This is a genomic window from Telluria beijingensis, assembly GCF_030770395.1.
Taxonomy (GTDB): Bacteria; Pseudomonadota; Gammaproteobacteria; order Burkholderiales; family Burkholderiaceae_D; genus Telluria; species Telluria beijingensis.
The window spans coordinates 1,592,931-1,609,675 of record NZ_CP132480.1 but is presented as its reverse complement, the minus strand read 5'-3'; the positions used below and the strand labels follow the sequence as shown (position 1 = coordinate 1,609,675).

11 protein-coding genes are annotated in these 16,745 nt (G+C 65.2%); all 11 read right to left on the bottom strand.

The annotated features are described in order from the left end of the window. Window positions 1–31: 31 nt before the first annotated feature. Window positions 32–682 (bottom strand): ligase-associated DNA damage response endonuclease PdeM, encoded by a 651-nt coding sequence (gene pdeM, locus Q9246_RS07100; RefSeq protein WP_306396526.1) that lies wholly within the window; start codon window positions 680–682, stop codon window positions 32–34. Next, window positions 679–3,138, bottom strand: coding sequence for a ligase-associated DNA damage response DEXH box helicase (locus Q9246_RS07095; protein WP_306396524.1), 2,460 nt, complete (start codon window positions 3,136–3,138; stop codon window positions 679–681). Before Q9246_RS07095 ends, pdeM begins: the two co-directional genes overlap by 4 nt. After that, entirely contained in the window at window positions 3,135–4,769 is a 1,635-nt protein-coding gene (locus Q9246_RS07090) for an ATP-dependent DNA ligase (protein ID WP_306396523.1), read from the bottom strand. Before Q9246_RS07090 ends, Q9246_RS07095 begins: the two co-directional genes overlap by 4 nt. Continuing rightward, entirely contained in the window at window positions 4,762–5,799 is a 1,038-nt protein-coding gene (locus tag Q9246_RS07085; protein ID WP_306396521.1) for a ligase-associated DNA damage response exonuclease, read from the bottom strand. Before Q9246_RS07085 ends, Q9246_RS07090 begins: the two co-directional genes overlap by 8 nt. Window positions 5,800–5,808: 9 nt before the next feature. After that, entirely contained in the window at window positions 5,809–7,521 is a 1,713-nt protein-coding gene (locus Q9246_RS07080) for a RecQ family ATP-dependent DNA helicase (RefSeq protein WP_306396520.1), read from the bottom strand. Window positions 7,522–7,987: 466 nt separating this feature from the next. Beyond that, the gene (gene ahpF / locus Q9246_RS07075) at window positions 7,988–9,556 is read right to left on the bottom strand and encodes an alkyl hydroperoxide reductase subunit F (protein WP_306396518.1); all 1,569 of its coding nucleotides are present in this window, start codon (window positions 9,554–9,556) and stop codon (window positions 7,988–7,990) included. Between the two features lie 122 nt (window positions 9,557–9,678). Then, window positions 9,679–10,242, bottom strand: coding sequence for an alkyl hydroperoxide reductase subunit C (gene ahpC, locus Q9246_RS07070; RefSeq protein ID WP_306396517.1), 564 nt, complete (start codon window positions 10,240–10,242; stop codon window positions 9,679–9,681). Window positions 10,243–10,455: 213 nt separating this feature from the next. Further along, entirely contained in the window at window positions 10,456–11,670 is a 1,215-nt protein-coding gene (locus Q9246_RS07065) for a hybrid sensor histidine kinase/response regulator (protein ID WP_306396516.1), read from the bottom strand. Further along, complete coding sequence (locus tag Q9246_RS07060; RefSeq protein WP_422802381.1) at window positions 11,667–12,221, bottom strand: chemotaxis protein CheB; 555 nt, start codon at window positions 12,219–12,221, stop codon at window positions 11,667–11,669. The genes Q9246_RS07065 and Q9246_RS07060 overlap by 4 nt, the downstream gene beginning before the upstream one ends. A gap of 47 nt (window positions 12,222–12,268) precedes the next feature. Next, window positions 12,269–13,060 (bottom strand): CheR family methyltransferase, encoded by a 792-nt coding sequence (locus tag Q9246_RS07055; protein WP_306398112.1) that lies wholly within the window; start codon window positions 13,058–13,060, stop codon window positions 12,269–12,271. 35 nt (window positions 13,061–13,095) lie between these two features. Next, on the bottom strand, window positions 13,096–16,587 hold the full coding sequence (locus tag Q9246_RS07050; protein WP_306396514.1) for a response regulator: 3,492 nt from the start codon (window positions 16,585–16,587) through the stop codon (window positions 13,096–13,098). Window positions 16,588–16,745 lie beyond the last annotated feature (158 nt).

Here is a 16,745-nt window from a genome sequence, read left to right as displayed (position 1 = left end):
CCGGGTCGGTACGCTTGCGAACCGATAGCCCTCAGCACACGGCGTGGACGGCGTCGCCCGAGGTGACATAGATATGGTCGCCCGGCCCCGGCTTGACGGCATGGCCGCCGGTAAATGATCCGAAAGACGGCAGGATCAAGCCTTGCGAACCGACCACGAAGCACGGCAGGCGCAGCGCATCGAAGCGGGTAGCCAGCACATAGACCGGGTGGACGTGGCCGGCCAGGCCATAGCCGGGCGCATCGACGCCGGGATGGTGGCAGAAGGCAAATGGCCCGATCGCATGCGGCTCGTCCACCAGCGCGATCCCCAGCGCCGCCGCCGGGTCGCCGGCGTGCAGGTCATGGTTGCCGCGCACCAGCATCAAGGCTAGTCCGGGATGACGCTGGCGCCAGGCCAGCATCGCCAGCTGGGTCGAGCTGGCGTGCGCGGCGCGCGCATGCAAAAAGTCTCCCAGGAACACGACCTGGCGCGCCCCGTGGGTCGCCACCAGGGCATCGAGCCCGGCCAGGTTTTCCGACGTCGTGCCGCGCGGCACCGGCACCCCGAGCGCGCGAAAGGCGGCCGCCTTACCGAAATGGATGTCGGCGACGATCAGCATCCGTTCGCGCGGCCAGTATATCGCCTTCTCCGGCAGCAGCAGGAGCGATTCGCCGGCCACCTGCACTGTCTGCCCGCTCATGCCGCCGCCTTTTCCAGCTCGCGCAGCATGCGCGCCACGCGGTCATTGAGCTTTTCGGTGCTGACTTTCTCTCGGAAGCGCTCGACCATCAGGGCAAAGCCGAACGGGGTTGCACGCTTCACCTCGCAATAGGCGATGCGCCGCGCATGCAATTCGGCCAGGGTGTCGCGCAGGCGCGTCAGTTCGAGCTCCTGCTCCATCACTTCGCGCTCGGCCTGGCTCAAGAGCAGGTTGCCGGCATCGTGCTTGCGGAACACCTCGAAGAACAGCGACGACGAGGCCTGCAGCTGGCGGTTCGACTTCGGCTGGCCCGGATAGCCCGAGAACACCAGGCCGGCGATGCGCGCCACTTCGCGAAAGCGCTGCTGCGACAACTGGGTCGCGTTCAGGCTGTCGATCACGTCTTCCAGCAGCCGCCCGGTATCGAACAGCGCGACGCCGGCGCCGGTCGGGGCGGCGAACATGGCGGCCCAGTCGACCGGTTCGGGCGCCATCAGCTCGAAGCCATAGTCGTTGATGGCGATCGAGAACGTGATCGGCTGCGCGCGGCCGACCCGAAAGGCGATCAGGGACGCCAGGCCCATATGTACCGAGCGCCCCGCAAACGGATACACGAACAGGTGGTAGCCCTCGCGGCTCTTCATCGATTCGAGCACCAGCACTTCGCTCGTGGGCAGCGCCGACCAGCGCTGCTGGACGGCGATCAGCGGCTCGATGGCGCGCATCTCGGGACCGTCGAACACGCCCTGGTCGGCCAGGCGCAATTCTTCGAGCGCGGCGTGCGCCAGCTCGTTCGACATCGGCATCTTGGCGCCCTGCCAGCGCGCGATCGCGCCGCGCGTGCCGGTCGCGCGCTTCACGAACGCCGTCAGCTCGTGCACCCGCACGAATTCCAGGATGCGCCCGCCGAACAGGAAGCGGTCGCCGGGCTTCAGGCGCGAGATGAAGGATTCCTCGACGCTGCCGATCCTGCCGCCAGTCATGAACTTCACCTGGATCGTGGCGTCCGACATGATGGTGCCGATGCCCATCCGGTGCCGGCGGCCGATGGCGCTGTCGGGGACGCGGTACACGCCCTCGTCGTCGGGCAGCACGCGCCGGTATTCGGGATACACGGTCAGGCTCTGGCCGCCGCGCGCCACGAAGTCGAGCGCCCACTGCCATTCTTCCTGCGTCAGGTGGCGATAGGACCAGGCCTGGCGCACTTCTTCGTAGAGTTCTTCGGAACGGAAGCCCCCGCCCAGCGCCACCGTCACCAGGTGCTGGACCAGCACGTCGAACGGTTTGTTGGGCACATAGCGGCCTTCGATGCGGCGCGCCGCCACCGCCTTTTTGGCGCCGGCCGCTTCCAGCAGTTCGAGGCTGTTGGTCGGCACCAGGGTCACGCGCGAGACGCGGCCCGGCGCATGGCCGCTGCGGCCGGCGCGCTGCAGCAGGCGCGCCACGCCCTTGGCGCTGCCGATCTGCAGCACGCGCTCGACCGGCAAGAAGTCGACGCCGAGATCGAGGCTGGCGGTGCAGATCACCGCTTTCAATATGCCGTTCTTGAGGCCCAGCTCGACCCACTCGCGCACCTCGCGGTCGAGCGAGCCGTGGTGCAGCGCGATCACGCCGGCCCAGTCGGGCCGCGCCTCCAGGATATTCTGGTACCAGATCTCGGACTGCGAGCGGGTATTGGTGAACACCAGCGTCGCCTCGTGGCCCTCGATCTCCCTGATCACCGGTTGCAGCATTTGCAGGCCCAGGTGGCCACCCCAGGGAAAGCGCGAGACGTTCTCGGGGATCAGGCTATCGACGACGATTTTTTTCCGCGTATCGCCCTCGACCAGCACGCCATCGTCATTACCCAGTAATACCTGGCGCGCCAGGTCGAGGTTGCCCATCGTGGCCGAGACGCCCCACACCAGTAGCCCGGGACGCCAGCGCCGCAGCCGGGCCAGGGCCAGCTGCACCTGCACGCCGCGCTTGCTGCCCATCAGTTCATGCCACTCGTCGACGATGACCATATCGAGGTGGCGGAACTGTTCGAGCGCGGCCGCATTGCTGATCATGAGCGTCAGGCTCTCGGGCGTCGTCACCAGCGTGGCCGGCATGCTGCGCGTCTGGCGCGCGCGCTCGGCCGGCTTGGTGTCGCCGGTGCGGGCGCCGATGCGCCATTCGGGCAACAGCTCGGCCGCCGAATCTTCCAGCGCGCGCTGGGTGTCTGCCGCCAGCGCGCGCATCGGGGTGATCCACAGCACGCGCAGGCCGGCCTTGGCGCGGCCCCCGTCGAGCCCCGCGCGCTGCAGGGCGGCGAACCAGACGGCGAAGGTCTTGCCAGCGCCGGTATTGGCGTGCAGCAGGCCCGATTCGCCCTTGAGCGCGGCCTTCCATACGGCGCGCTGGAATGGGAACGCGGTCCAGCCGCGCGCGGCATACCACTCGCTCAGGCGTTGGGTTACCTCATTGCGACTCATGCGGTGGCCGCCTCCAGCAAGCCCTTGAGCGCATCGAGCGTATCGGCTTCTTCCACCGGTTTATCCATCCGCCGGCGCAGGATGCGCGGGAAGCGCACCGCGATCCCCGCCTTGTGGCGCGGCGACAGTGCGATGCCCTCGAAGCCGATCTCGAACACCATGGTCGGTTTTACGGAACGCACTGGCCCGAATTTCTCGATGGTCGTGCGCCGGATCGCGTTGTCGACCTGGGCGATCTCGGCGTCGGTCAGGCCCGAATACGCTTTCGCGAACGGCACCAGCTTGCGCTCGGCGCCTTCGCCATCCCAGACGGCGAAGGTGTAGTCGGTGTAGAGCGAGGCGCGCCGTCCGCTGCCCGGCTGGGCATACAGCAGCACGGCGTCGATGGCGTAGGGATCGACCTTCCACTTCCACCAGGTGCCGACGTCCTTGGTGCGGCCGACGCCGTAATGCGCGGTGCGGCTTTTCAGCATCATGCCCTCGACGCTGCGCGCGCGCGAACCGGCGCGCAGTTCAGCCAGTTGTTCCCAGCTGTCGGCTTCCACCAGCGGCGACAGGCGCAGCTGCGGCTGGTCGAGCGCGGCGACTTCGCGTTCGAGCAGCACGCGCCGCTCGTGCTGCGGCAGGCCGCGCAGGTCGACGCCATCGAGCTCCAGCAGGTCGTAGCAACACAGCACTGCCGGCAACTCGGCCAGCAGCTTGCTTGACAGGGTCTTGCGGCCGATGCGTTTTTGCAGGTCGGCGAACGGCGACGGCATCGCGCACTCCGGCTGCCAGATCAGCACTTCGCCGTCAAGCACCATCCCGTCCGGCAGGCGCGCCGCTGCGAGTTCGGGAAAGCGCTCGGTGATCAGGTCTTCGCCGCGCGACCACAGGAAATTCTGGCCATCGCGCCGCACCAGTTGCGCGCGGATGCCGTCGTACTTCCATTCGACCAGCCAGTCATCGAGTTCGCCCAGGGTCGCCGGATCGCCATTGAGCTGATGGGACAGGAAGAAGGGATACGGTTGGCCGCCGCGCAGCTTGTGTTCTTCAATCGACTGCTCGGCGATCAGCTGCAGGAAACCGCTGGCGGTCGGCTTCACGCGGCCATCGGTCCAGCCCATCAGGCGCTGGGCAATCAGCTTGCTGTCGACCGCGGCAATGGCTGCCAGCGCGCGCGTTACCAGGAGCTTCGAGACGCCGACCCGAAAACCCCCGCCGATCAGTTTCACCAGCAGGAAGCGTTCGCGCCAATCGAGTTCGTTCCAGTAACTGAACAGGGCTTCGCGGATGCGGCCCGGATCGGCGCCGCGCAAGGGGCCGACCCGCTCTTCCATCCACACTGCCAGGCCGACGTCCGAACGCTCGGTGGGCGGCGGCAGGATGTGGGCAATGGTCTCGGCGAAGTCGCCCACCGCGTGGTAGGACTCGTCGAACAGCCATTCGTCGAGGCCTGCGTATTCGATGGCGAACTGGCGCAGCAATTTGGTCGGCACCGCCTGGCGCGGCTTGCCGCCGGCCAGGAAGTAGACGGCCCAGGCGGCGTTTTCCGGCGCCGCGTTGGCGAAGTAGGATTGCAGCGCGTCGAGCTTGCGGGTGGTCGACGTCGTTTCGTCGAGGTCGGCGTAGAGCCGGGCGAATTCACGCATTGGCCTCTCCCGCTGCCGGCGGCGCAGGTGCTGTCACCTCGCCGCCCTCTTCCTCGTCGCCATACTCGGTCTCGAAGCCCGACGCATCCAGCCCGTTCTGGCACAGCCAGCGCACCAGGATCGGAATCGAACCGTGGGTGACGATCACCCGCTCGGCCTCGGTCGCCTTGATGGCGCTCATCAGACCGGGCCAATCGGCGTGGTCGGACAGCACGAAGCCGCGGTCGACGCCGCGCCTACGGCGCGCACCGCGCAGCAGCATCCAGCCGCTGGCGAAGGAGTCGCTGTAGTCGCCGAAGCGCTTCATCCATGGCGAGCCGCTGGCGGACGGCGGCGCCACCACCAGCGCGCGGCGCAGGGCGGCCTTTTCGATCTCGGTCACCAGCACCGTCGGCGGAATGTCGACGCCTTCCGCGCGATAGGCCCGGTTCAGCGGCTCGACCGAGCCGTGGCAGACGATGGGCCCGATCGACGGATCGAGCCCGGCCAGGATGCGCTGCGCCTTGCCGAAGGAATAGGCGAATACCACGCTGCAGCGGCCTTCGTCGGCATTCTTGCGCCACCAGGCGTTGATCTCTTCCATCAGCTGCGCCTCCGGCTGCCAGCGGTAGATCGGCAGGCCGAAGGTCGATTCGGTGATGAAGGTATCGCAGCGCACCGGCTCGAACGGCGCACAGGTTTTATCGGGTTCGACCTTGTAGTCGCCCGAGGCGACCCACACCTCGCCCCCGCATTCCATGCGCACCTGGCTCGAGCCCAGCACGTGGCCAGCCGGGTGCAGCGAGATGGTCACGCCGTTGTGGGTGATCCGTTCGCCATAGTCGAGGGCGTCGACCGAGATATCGCCCAGGCGCGACTTCAATACGCCGATGCCGGGCGCCGCCGCCAGGTAGTGGCCGTGGCCGACGCGCGCGTGGTCGCCGTGGGCATGGGTGATGACGGCGCGCGCCACCGGCCGCCACGGGTCGATGTAGAAATCGCCGGGGACGCAGTACAGGCCCTCCTTGCGCACGACGACCATGTCTCCCATCGGCGCTCCTCAGGCCTTCACCGGCTTGAGGAAGTCGGCCATGAAGTTGCGGCTCTCCCCGTCCGGGAACTCGACCGTCACCTGCTCGCCGGCGACCGCCTTCACCACGCCTTTGCCATACTTCGACGATTTGGCATGCGCGCCGACCTCGAACCTGGGCTTGATGGTTTCCACGGCCGGCTCGCGGTCGAACTCGTCGTCGCGGATGGCGATGTCTTCGCCCAGGCTCAGGGTCGGCGGGTTCAGGCAGTTGTCGCACTTGCAGCACTGCTCGAAGCCCGGCGCCTGGTCGCCGAAATAATCGAGCAGCAGCTTCCAGCGGCAAAAGCCGCTGACCGCGTAGCTGACCATCTGGTCCAGCGCTTCCTTGTCGCGCTCCTGCTTCTGCACATACACCTGGGCCAGGCGCGCATACACGCCGGGCCGCGGCTCGGCGGCGCTGGGCAGGTATTCAAGCTTGCGGTTCTGGCGCACCAGCTTCGCATCCTTGAGCAGCTTGAGGCAGACCTTGATATTGGCATGCGCGACGTCTTCCAGCGCTTCCTCGATGCGGCGGCCGGTGACGGGGCCGTCCTCGTGCAGCGTGCGCACGGTCTCGTGCACCAGCTGTAGTTCTTGCGCGTCGGGATAGTGTTTCACCAGGAAGAACTGCTGGATGCGCTTGTCGTCCTGCAGGAACAGCAGCGTGCATTCGGCATCCAGGCCATCGCGGCCGGCGCGGCCCGATTCCTGGTAATACGATTCGAGGTTGGCCGGGATCTGCAGGTGGATCACGAAGCGGGTATCGCGCTTGTCGATGCCCATGCCAAAGGCATTGGTCGCCACCATCACGCGCCGCGCGCCATCCATGAACAGGTCCTGGTTCAGTTTTCGTTCGGCGGCCGGCAGCTTGCCGTGGTAGAGGGTGACCGATTCGCCGGCTTCTTCCAGCACCGCCAGCATCTCTTCGGCCACCTTGACCGTGGCGGCATAGACGATGCCGACGCCGGCCGTCTGCTGAACCAGCGCGAGCGCCTGCCGGTATTTTTCCTTGAGACTGGTCGCCTGCTGCACGCGGTAGTGCAGGTTGGGCCGGTATATGCCGGTATTGATTACGTTCAGCTTGCGGCCCAGCTGCTTGCCGATGTCGGCGATGACTTCGTCGGTGGCGGTAGCGGTCAGGGCCAGCACCGGCGGCCGGCCAATGGCCTCGATCGCGGCGGCCAGGCCGATATAGGCCGGGCGGAAATCGTGGCCCCACTGCGAGATGCAATGGGCCTCGTCGATCACGACGATGTCGAGCGTGACCTTGCGCAGCACGGCGATGAAGTCGGGCGAGACCAGGCGTTCCGGGGTGCAGAACACGATCTCGCACGATTCGCTGGCGATCGCCTCGATGGCCGCGTGTTCTTCTTCGGCAGAGAGGCTGCTGTTGACCTGGACCGAGCGGATGCCGATCTCCTCGAGCTTCTCGAGCTGGTCCTTCATCAGCGAAATGAGGGGGGACACGACGATCGTGATCCCCTCCAGCATCTTGGCCGGGATCTGGTAGCACAGCGACTTGCCGCCGCCGGTGGGCATGATGGCCAGGGTGTCCTTGCCGTCGAGGACGCTGTCGATGACGTGCTGCTGGCCTTCGCGCAGCTGCGCGATGCCGAACACGGCGTCCAGGAGGCGGCGGATGGTATTGCGGCGCACGGCGAGCAGGCCGCGGTGCATGAGGGTGGGGTCGTGTCGGGTCATGATGAACCCGACTTTATTAGTACGGCGACAACTCGGCCATAGGACGCCACCTACTTCATGCGTAGGACGTCAACTTTTGGCGGGGTCGCAACGTTATAGGGCGAGTGCTATGCTGAATGTGTCAATTGTGCGACACATTTTTGCGACAAGGTTTAGTCCTACAACGCGACGGAAGATTAGCCGATGCCGAGGTATCCCACTAGACATTTACTATTGTGACCATCAATCACAGCTTTGCTTTCATCTCAGGAGAATCATCATGTCGCGCCGCCACCCAATGACGTGGACCGCAATCCATCTGGCCCTTGCCAGTGCTGCGACCTGGTTCTTGCTGGAGTCTGGAGCATTGTCGTCAGCCCTGCTGTTCTCGTTCCACTGATCCTCACCGCATAAAAAAACGCCACCTCCCACGGGGAAGCGGCGTTTGTCCTTTCATCTGGCGGGCTTTTTCGGCCCGCCATGATCGTCAAGCGGCTTTCTGTTCTTCCTCTTCCACCGGCTGGCGGATCAGGTAATCGAAAGCCGCGAGCGATGCCTTGGCGCCCTCGCCCACCGCGATCACGATCTGCTTGAACGGCACCGTGGTGACGTCGCCGGCGGCGAACACGCCCGGCATCGAGGTCTGGCCGCGGGCATCGACTTCGATTTCGCCATGCGCCGACAGCTCGATCGACCCCTTCAGGAACTCGGCATTCGGCACCAGGCCGATCTGCACGAACACGCCTTCCAGGTCCAGGCGATGCAGTTCGCCGCTATTGCGGTCCTTGTAGCTCAGGCCGTTGACGATCTTGCCGTCGCCGTGGATCTCGGTGGTCTGGGCCGACTTGATCACCTTGACGTTCGGCAGCGAGTACAGCTTGCGTTGCAAGACCGCATCGGCGCGCAGTTCATTGCCGAATTCGATCAGGGTCACTTCCTTGACGATGCCCGCCAGGTCGATCGCCGCTTCGACGCCCGAGTTGCCGCCGCCGATCACCGACACGCGCTTGCCCTTGAACAGCGGGCCGTCGCAGTGCGGGCAGTAGGCCACGCCATGGTTCTTGTACTCTTTCTCGCCTGGCACATTGATTTCGCGCCAGCGAGCGCCGGTAGCGACGATCACCGATTTCGACTTGAGCACCGCGCCGCTCTCGGTATGCACCTCGATCAGCTTGCCGCCCACCAGCTTGTTGGCGCGCTGGGTGTTCATGATGTCGACCTCGTACTCCTTGACGTGTTCTTCCAGGGCGACGGCGAATTTCGGACCATCGGTCGCTTTGAGTGACACGAAGTTCTCGATTGCCAGCGTATCGAGCACCTGGCCGCCGAAGCGGTCGGCCAGCACGCCGGTACGGATACCCTTGCGGGCCGCGTAGATCGCGGCTGCCGCGCCGGCGGGGCCGCCGCCGACGATCAGCACGTCGAACGGGTCTTTCTGGCTCAGTTCGGCTGCTTTCCTGGCGCCGCCGTTGACGTCGATCTTCGACAGGATTTCCTCGACGTTGGTACGGCCCTGGCCGAAATGCTGGCCGTTCAGGAACATCATCGGCACGGCCAGGATCTGCTTGTCTTCCACTTCTTTCTTGAAGACGCCGCCATCGATCGTCACGACCTTGATGCGCGGGTTGATGACCGACATCGTGTTCAGTGCCTGCACTACTTCAGGGCAGTTATGGCACGACAGCGAGATGTAGGTCTCGAAGACGTAGTCGCCGTCCAGGGCTGCGATCTGGTCGATGACGGATTGTTCCAGCTTGATGGTGTGGCCACCGACGTGCAGCAGGGCCAGCACCAGCGAGGTGAATTCGTGGCCCAGCGGGATGCCGGCGAAGCGCACGCCGATATCGGTGCCGACGCGGTTGATGGCGAACGACGGGGTGCGCTCGTTGGCTTCCTGGCGAACCGTGATCTTGTCGGACAGGGCTGCGATCTCATTCAGCAGCTCATCCATTTCGCGCGATTTCGGCGAATCATCCAGCGCTGCAACCAGCTCGATCGGCTGCACCACTTTTTCCAGATAGGCTTGCAACTGTTTCTTGAGGGTTGCGTCCAGCATGATGTTTTTCCTTTGACTCTAATGACAATGACTTATATACAGGCCGGGGTCGTTTCTGACCGACGTAAAACGGGCCGCCGCAGCGGCCCGTTCTCGGGTGCTACTTAGCTACTGCGTAGTGCTTAGATCTTGCCGACCAGGTCCAGCGACGGGGTCAGGGTTTCGGCGCCTTCGGTCCACTTGGCTGGGCAGACTTCGCCTGGGTGCGAAGCAACGTACTGGGCTGCCTTGACTTTGCGCATCAGTTCCGATGCATCGCGGCCGATGCCGTTGTCGTGCACTTCCATGATCTTGATCTGGCCTTCAGGATTGATCACGAAGGTACCGCGCAGTGCCATGCCTTCTTCTTCGATCATGACTTCGAAGTTGCGCGACAGGACGCCGGTTGGGTCGCCGATCAGCGGGTAGTTCACTTTCTTGATCGCGTCCGAGGTGTCGTGCCATGCCTTGTGGGCGAAGTGGCTGTCGGTCGACACGCCGTAGACATTGACGCCCAGTTTTTCGAATTCCGGCTGGAATGCGGCCAGATCTTCCAGTTCAGTCGGGCAGACGAAGGTGAAGTCGGCCGGGTAGAACATCACCACCGACCAGGTGCCCTTGAAGTTCTCTTCGGTCAGGTCGATGAACTTGCCGTTGGCGTATGCGGTTGCTTTGAACGGCTTGATCTGGGTGTTGATGAGGGACATGTAATCTCCTGTTTGGGGGTTGATGAAGCGTATGACAAGCAGTGTACCGACCTGCTCATCGTTTGTGAAATTGATTGATTCGATATTCTTGATTGATTTTAGCTATCAATCAAGTGCGGCTTCCCCATCCTGGCGACAGGAGGAGCTCGAAACAAACCCGGACAGTGTGTCGCAAATGGCAAGCGGCTGCAACCGCCGTCTCGCTTGCCCGCCTCAGACGTCGGCTTCGGCGCAGACCGGGACGTCGGTGCATGGGAGCACCAGGCTGAAGACGGAGCCTTCGCCCGGCTTGCTCGACACGCGCAGTTCGCCGCCGTGCGAGATGGCGAGCTGGCGCGAGATGTACAGGCCCAGGCCCAGGCCCTTCGGTTCGCCGTTGCGGGCGCCGCGTTCGTACGGTTCGAAGATGCGCTCCAGGTCGGACGGGGCGATGCCCTTGCCCTGGTCGCGCACGTCGATGCGGACCATGTCGCCATTGCGCTCCACGCTCACTTCCACCGGCTGGCCGCAGCCGTAGCGCAGCGCATTCGTGAGCAGGTTGACGATCACCTGCTCGACGCGGAACTCGTCCCAGCAGCCGGTCACGCCCTCGTGCGGGCGCAAGGCCAGGGAACTGCCGGTCGTGGCTGCCTGCAGCGACAGGTCGCTCACCACCCGCTCCAGCAGCGATATCAGCTCGACCTGGGCCGGGCGGATCGACAACTTCCCGCTGCGCATGCGCGAGACGTCGAGCATGTCGTCGATCAGGCGGATCATCGACTTGATCTGGCGCTCGTCGCGCTGGATCATCGCCTCCATCTGCTGCCCGCCGAAGGCCGCCGTGTTGCCGCGCTTGAGCTGCAGGCTGCGCATCTGCGTTTCCAGGAACAGCGTGTTGAGCGGCGTGCGCAGTTCGTGCGCCACCAGCGACATGAATTCGTCGCGCATGCGCAGCGAGCGTTGCAGCTCCTGCTGGGTCTGGTTCAGCTCGCGCAGCAGCACCTCCTGCTCTTGCCGGCTCTGCTCCAGCGCCAGCATCTGGCGCCGGGTCTCGCGCCGCTGCTGGTCGAGCGCGACGAAGACATTGACCTTGCTGCGCACCGCATCGGCATCGAGCGGCTTGTACATGAAGTCCACCGCCCCGCTCTCGTAGCCCTTGAAGGCGTAATCGAGCTCGCGCCCCGCCGCCGACACGAACACGATCGGGATGTGCCGGGTGCGCGTGGTCGAGCGCATCACCTCGGCCAGCTCGAAGCCGTCCATGCCCGGCATCTGCACGTCGAGGATGGCCAGCGCGAACTCATGCTCGAGCAGCAGCGCCAGCGCCTGTTCGCCGGAGCCGGCCTGGTAGATGGCGCGCTGATCGTGGCGCAGCAGCGCCTCGAGCGCCTGCAGGTTCTCGGGCAGGTCGTCGACGATCAGAATCTTGCTTGGTTCCTTGACGCTCATGGGGTCTCCAACAGGGGCAGCACGGTGCGGATCGCGGACAGCGGCAGCACCAGGTGCGGGGCACAGCGCCGGATTGCCTCTTCGGGCATGGACCTGGCCTGTGCTTCTTCAGGGTCTTGGACGATGGTCAGGCCGCCCCGCTCGCGAATGCGGCACATGCCGTCGGCGCCATCGAAATTGGCGCCGGTCAGCAGTATACCTGCAAGCGCCGGACCATAGACGTCGGCGGCGGATTCCATCAGGATGTCGATCGCCGGCCGCGCAAACTGCACCGGCGGCTCGCAGCTGAGCGAGAAGCTGCGATCCTGCTCGACCGACAGGTGGTAGCCGGAACCGGCGAAATACACGGTCCCCGGCTGGATCGGTTCTTTATCCTGCGCCTCGCGCACCGGCAGCAGCGCGCGCGCCGCGAACAGCTCCGCCAGGCGGCTATCGCGGTCCGGCGGCACGTGCAGGATGCAGGTCACCGCCGGCCCGAAGCCCGCCGGCAGCGCCGGCAGCAGCCCGACCAGGGCGTCGACGCCACCGGCCGAGCCGCCGATGACGACCATCTCGATGCGGCGCGCGCCGAGCGCCGCGCCCAGTCGCGCTTCGAGGCTCACGGCGACACCTTGCGGAAGACGCGCTCGCGCCGCGCCAGCGGCTCGAAGCGCTCGGCGTAGCTGGAAAAGTCGATGCTCTCCTTGCTGCCCAGGCCCAGAAAGCCGCGATGGCACAGCGAGTCGTGGAACAGGCCGAGCACGCGGTCCTGCAGGCGCCGGTTAAAGTAGATCAGCACATTGCGGCAGCTGACGAAGTGCGTTTCAGAGAACACGCTATCGGTCGACAGGCTGTGGTCGGCGAAGGTCACGTTCTCCATCAGGCTGCGCTCGAACAGCGCGCCGCCATAGGCCGCCGTGTAATAGTCCGAGAACGCGGCCTTGCCGCCCGATTTCTGGTAGTTCTCGGTGTACAGGCGCATGCGGTCCAGCGGGAACACGCCGCGCCGCGCCGCCTCCAGCGATTCGGGGTTGATGTCGGTGGCGTAGATGATGCTGCGCTCGAGCAGCCCTTCCTCCTTGAGCAGGATGGCCAGAGAATACACCTCTTCGCCGGTGCTGCAGCCGGCCACCCAGATCTTCAGCGACGGATACGTCTTGAGGAAAGGCGCCACCTGCTCGCGCACCGCCAGGAAGTAGTCGGGGTCGCGGAACATCTCGGTGACGGGAATCGTCAGGTATTGCAGCAGCTGGGCGAAGCCGTTCGGCTCGTGCAGCACGCGCGACTGCAGTTCGGAGACCGTCGCGCACTCCATCTCGCGCATGGCCACCAGCACCCGGCGCTTTTGCGAAGCGCCGGTGTAGTCGCGGAAGTCATAGTTATATTTCAGGTACACGGCTTCGACGAGCATCCGCAGCTCGATGTCGAAGTCGCTCGGGGGTTGGCTCAAATTCTCTCCAGGGTCGGCATCCAGACCCGCAGCAGCGAGTACAGGCGGCTCAGGTCAATCGGCTTGGCCAGGTAATCGTTGGCGCCCGCGGCCAGGCACTGTTCCTGGTCGTCCTTCATGGCCTTGGCGGTGATGGCGATGATCGGCAGGCGGTCGAAGCGTCCGTCGGCGCGAATGCGGCGCGTCGCTTCCAGGCCGTCCATGCCCGGCATCATGATATCCATCAGCACCAGGTCGATGCCCGGCACTTCATCCAGCTTGGCGATCGCTTCGAAGCCGTTGCGGCCGACTTCGACCCGGGCCCCGCGCTGCTCCAGCGCCGACGTCAGGGCGAACACATTGCGCACGTCGTCGTCGACCAGCAGGATGGTGCGGCCCTCGAACACGCGGTCGCGCCCGCGCACGGCTTTCAACATGCTCTGGCGCTCGGTCGACAGCTCGGACTCCACCTTGTGCAGGAACAGCGTGACTTCGTCCAGCAGTCGCTCCGGCGAGCGGGCGCCCTTGATGATGATCGAGCGCGAATAGCGCAGCAGCTGGGATTCTTCGTCGCGCGTGAGGTTGCGGCCGGTGTACACGATCACCGGCGGGAAGGAGCACAGCTCCTCGTGCGACATGCGTTCGAGCAGCTCGCCGCCCTGCATGTCGGGCAGCTTGAGGTCGATGATCATGCAATCGAAGACCTCGTTCTTGAGGTGCGTGAGCGCCTCGCTGGCGGTGCCCACGGCCGCGATCTCGACGTCGTCGTCGGCGATCAGGGCCACCACGCTGTCGCGCTGGCGCTCGTCGTCCTCGACCAGCAGCACGCGCTTGATTTTCTGGCTCGATTTTTCCTGCAGCTTGCGGAACACCTCTTCCAGGTCTTCGCGGCTGGTCGGTTTCAGCGCATAGCCGATGGCGCCCAGGTGCAGGGCTTCGCCGCCGCTCTCGATGCTCGAAATGACGTGCACCGGGATGTGGCGGGTCGACGGATTGTCCTTCATTTGCTGCAGCACGGTCAGGCCCGAGCGGTCCGGCAGGCGCACGTCCAGCAGCACGGCGTCGGGACGCTGGCTGACGGCCAGCGCCAGGCCCTCGTCGGCGCTCATCGCCACCAGGCAGCGGTAATCGAGTTCGCGCGCCAGGTCGTACAGGATGCGCGCGAACGCCATCTCGTCCTCGACCACCAGCACGGTGCGGCGCCCCGCCGCCGATTGGTCGCGGTCGTCCGGGAAGGTCGACAGCGGTTCGGCGCTCGCCGCCGGCGCCGCGGCCTGGACCGGCGCTGGCGCAGCGGCCAGCGGCGCCGGTGGCGGCAACTGCACCGGCGCCGACGTCGTCGGCAGCTCGGCCGGCGCCGGCACGTCCGGAATCCCGCGCGGCAGGGTGAGAGTAAACACGCTGCCCTCGTTCGGCGCGCTCGACACGGCCACGCTGCCGCCCAGCAGGCGGGTCAGGTCGCGCGTGATCGACAGGCCCAGGCCGGTGCCGCCGAAGCGGCGGCTGGTGGTGCCGTCGGCCTGATGGAAGGCGTCGAAGATCTTGTCCTGCTGGTCTTGCGCGATGCCGATGCCGGTGTCCTGCACCCGGAACGCGACGTCGCCTTCCGGCGTGCTCAAGACCGACAGGCTCACCGAACCGGTCTCGGTAAACTTGACGGCGTTCGACAGCAGGTTCTTGAGGATCTGTTCCATGCGCTGGCGGTCGGTGTGCAGGCTGGCCGGCACGCCCGGGTCGACATTGATCTTGAACTCGAGCGACTTCTGGCGCGCCAACGGTTCGAAGGTGCGCACCAGGCCCTCGACCACGCGCCGCACCGGCACGTCCTCGGGCACCAGTTCCAGCTTGCCCGCCTCCACCTTCGAGATGTCGAGGATGTCGTTGATCAGCTGGAGCAGGTCGTTGCCGGCCGAATAGATGGTCTGGGCGAAGCGCACCTGTTCGTCGGAGAGGTTGCCGCCGCTGTTGTCGGCCAACAGCTTGGCCAGGATCAGGGAGCTGTTCAGCGGCGTGCGCAGCTCGTGCGACATATTGGCCAGGAATTCGGATTTATAACGGCTGGCGCTCTCGAGCTCCACGGCGCGCTGGTGCAGCTGTTCCTGGGCCGACTGCAGGGCCGAGTTCTTCATGTCGAGGTTCAGCGCCTGCTCGGCCAGCTGGTCGTTGGTAGTGCGCAGCTCGGCCTGCTGGTTTTCCAGCGCCGACTGCGATTCTTCCAGCGCGCGCGACTGCTCTTCCAGCTCTTCGTTGGCGGTGCGCAGCTCTTCCTGCTGCACCTGCAGTTCCTCGTTCAGGGTCTGGCTTTCTTCCAGCGCGTCCTGCAGGCGCTGGCGATACAGCACGGACGCCATGGCGGCGCCGACCGATTGCGCGATAAAGCCCAGGAATTCGCGGTCGCGCAGCTCCACCGGACGCAGGAAGGCGATCTCGAACACGCCCTTGACCTTGCCGTGGTTGTGGAACGGGGCGATGACCAGGGCGCGCGGCGGCGCCTCGCCCAGGCTGCTGCTGACCTTGATATAGCCCTCCGGGAGCTGGTCGAGCACCATCAGGCGGTTTTCTTCGGCCGCCTTGCTGGCCAGCGTGGAACCCGGCGCGATGATCTCGGCGCGCTCGGTCTCGGTATGGGTGAAGCCATAGGCGCCGATGCGGCGCATGGCACCGTCGTCGCTGCGCACGTACATGGCGCCGATCACGCCGTCGAGGTATTTCACCACATAGGGCAGCACGGCGTCGGCCAGCGGCTCGAGGTTGATCTGGCCGGCGCTGCGCACATTGAGTTCGTTTTGGCCGGTACGCAGCCAGTCCTGGTGGCGCAACTTGTCATTGTTTTCGGCTTCGTGCGCCAGCACCTCGTTATAGGTGTCGGACAGGCGCACCAGCTGGCGCCGGCCGAAGGCGGCCAGGCTGGCGCCGACGATCGCGGAGAGCAGCAGGAAGGCGGCCACCGACCAGAACGTGGTGCTGCGCGCGGCATCGCTGCGCTCTTGCAGCAGGCGCATTTCGGATGCCAGCACCAGGTCGAAGTTGCGCCGCATTTCATCGGTCAGCGTCTTGCCGCGGCCACTGCTCACGGCGTCGATATAACTGATGTCGTTGGCACGGCGACGCTCGATCATGTTCTGGGCGAAGTCCTGCCACTGCTTCTGGATCTGGGCGATCCGGGTCACGCGCTCGGCCTGGGCAATATTGTCCTTGACCAGGTCGGCCAGGCCATCCAGGCTGACCGACATGCGCTGCGACGACAGCAGGTACGGCGCCAGGAACTCCTCGTCACCCGCCAGCAGGTAGCCGCGCATGCCCGATTCCATCTCGGCCGACAGCTTGCGAATCTCATGGGCGCCGCCGATCACCTTCTGGGAATGCTCGACCCAGGTCAGGCTGTTGATCAGGTAGGCGATGATGCCGACGAAGACGATCGCGCTGACGATACTCATGCCTAAAGGCAATGCGACATTGCGCGTAAGAATGCGGCGAAACTCGCTGTTTTCGATAGTGGGAGCGGCCATGCCTGTTGTTTTGATAGAAAAAAAATATCCTAAGTGTAACGCAAATGTGAATTCAAGCGCACACGAAAGACGCACGGTCGTGCGCAAGCACGCCGCCAGCTTGCGCAGGCACGATCTTATCAAAATGCATACGGAATGCGCGCACTGTTCAGTGCGCC

Bases quoted from the DNA above. Each gene is read 5' to 3' on its own strand.
- Q9246_RS07050 (WP_306396514.1), bottom strand. From the start codon at position 16,587: ATGGCCGCTCCCACTATCGAAAACAGCGAGTTTCGCCGCATTCTTACG.
- Q9246_RS07065 (WP_306396516.1), bottom strand. From the start codon at position 11,670: ATGAGCGTCAAGGAACCAAGCAAGATTCTGATCGTCGACGACCTGCCC.
- ahpC (WP_306396517.1), bottom strand. From the start codon at position 10,242: ATGTCCCTCATCAACACCCAGATCAAGCCGTTCAAAGCAACCGCATAC.
- Q9246_RS07095 (WP_306396524.1), bottom strand. From the start codon at position 3,138: ATGAGTCGCAATGAGGTAACCCAACGCCTGAGCGAGTGGTATGCCGCG.
- pdeM (WP_306396526.1), bottom strand. From the start codon at position 682: ATGAGCGGGCAGACAGTGCAGGTGGCCGGCGAATCGCTCCTGCTGCTG.
- Q9246_RS07055 (WP_306398112.1), bottom strand. From the start codon at position 13,060: ATGCTCGTCGAAGCCGTGTACCTGAAATATAACTATGACTTCCGCGAC.
- ahpF (WP_306396518.1), bottom strand. From the start codon at position 9,556: ATGCTGGACGCAACCCTCAAGAAACAGTTGCAAGCCTATCTGGAAAAA.
- Q9246_RS07085 (WP_306396521.1), bottom strand. From the start codon at position 5,799: ATGGGAGACATGGTCGTCGTGCGCAAGGAGGGCCTGTACTGCGTCCCC.
- Q9246_RS07060 (WP_422802381.1), bottom strand. From the start codon at position 12,221: ATGGTCGTCATCGGCGGCTCGGCCGGTGGCGTCGACGCCCTGGTCGGG.
- Q9246_RS07080 (WP_306396520.1), bottom strand. From the start codon at position 7,521: ATGACCCGACACGACCCCACCCTCATGCACCGCGGCCTGCTCGCCGTG.
- Q9246_RS07090 (WP_306396523.1), bottom strand. From the start codon at position 4,769: ATGCGTGAATTCGCCCGGCTCTACGCCGACCTCGACGAAACGACGTCG.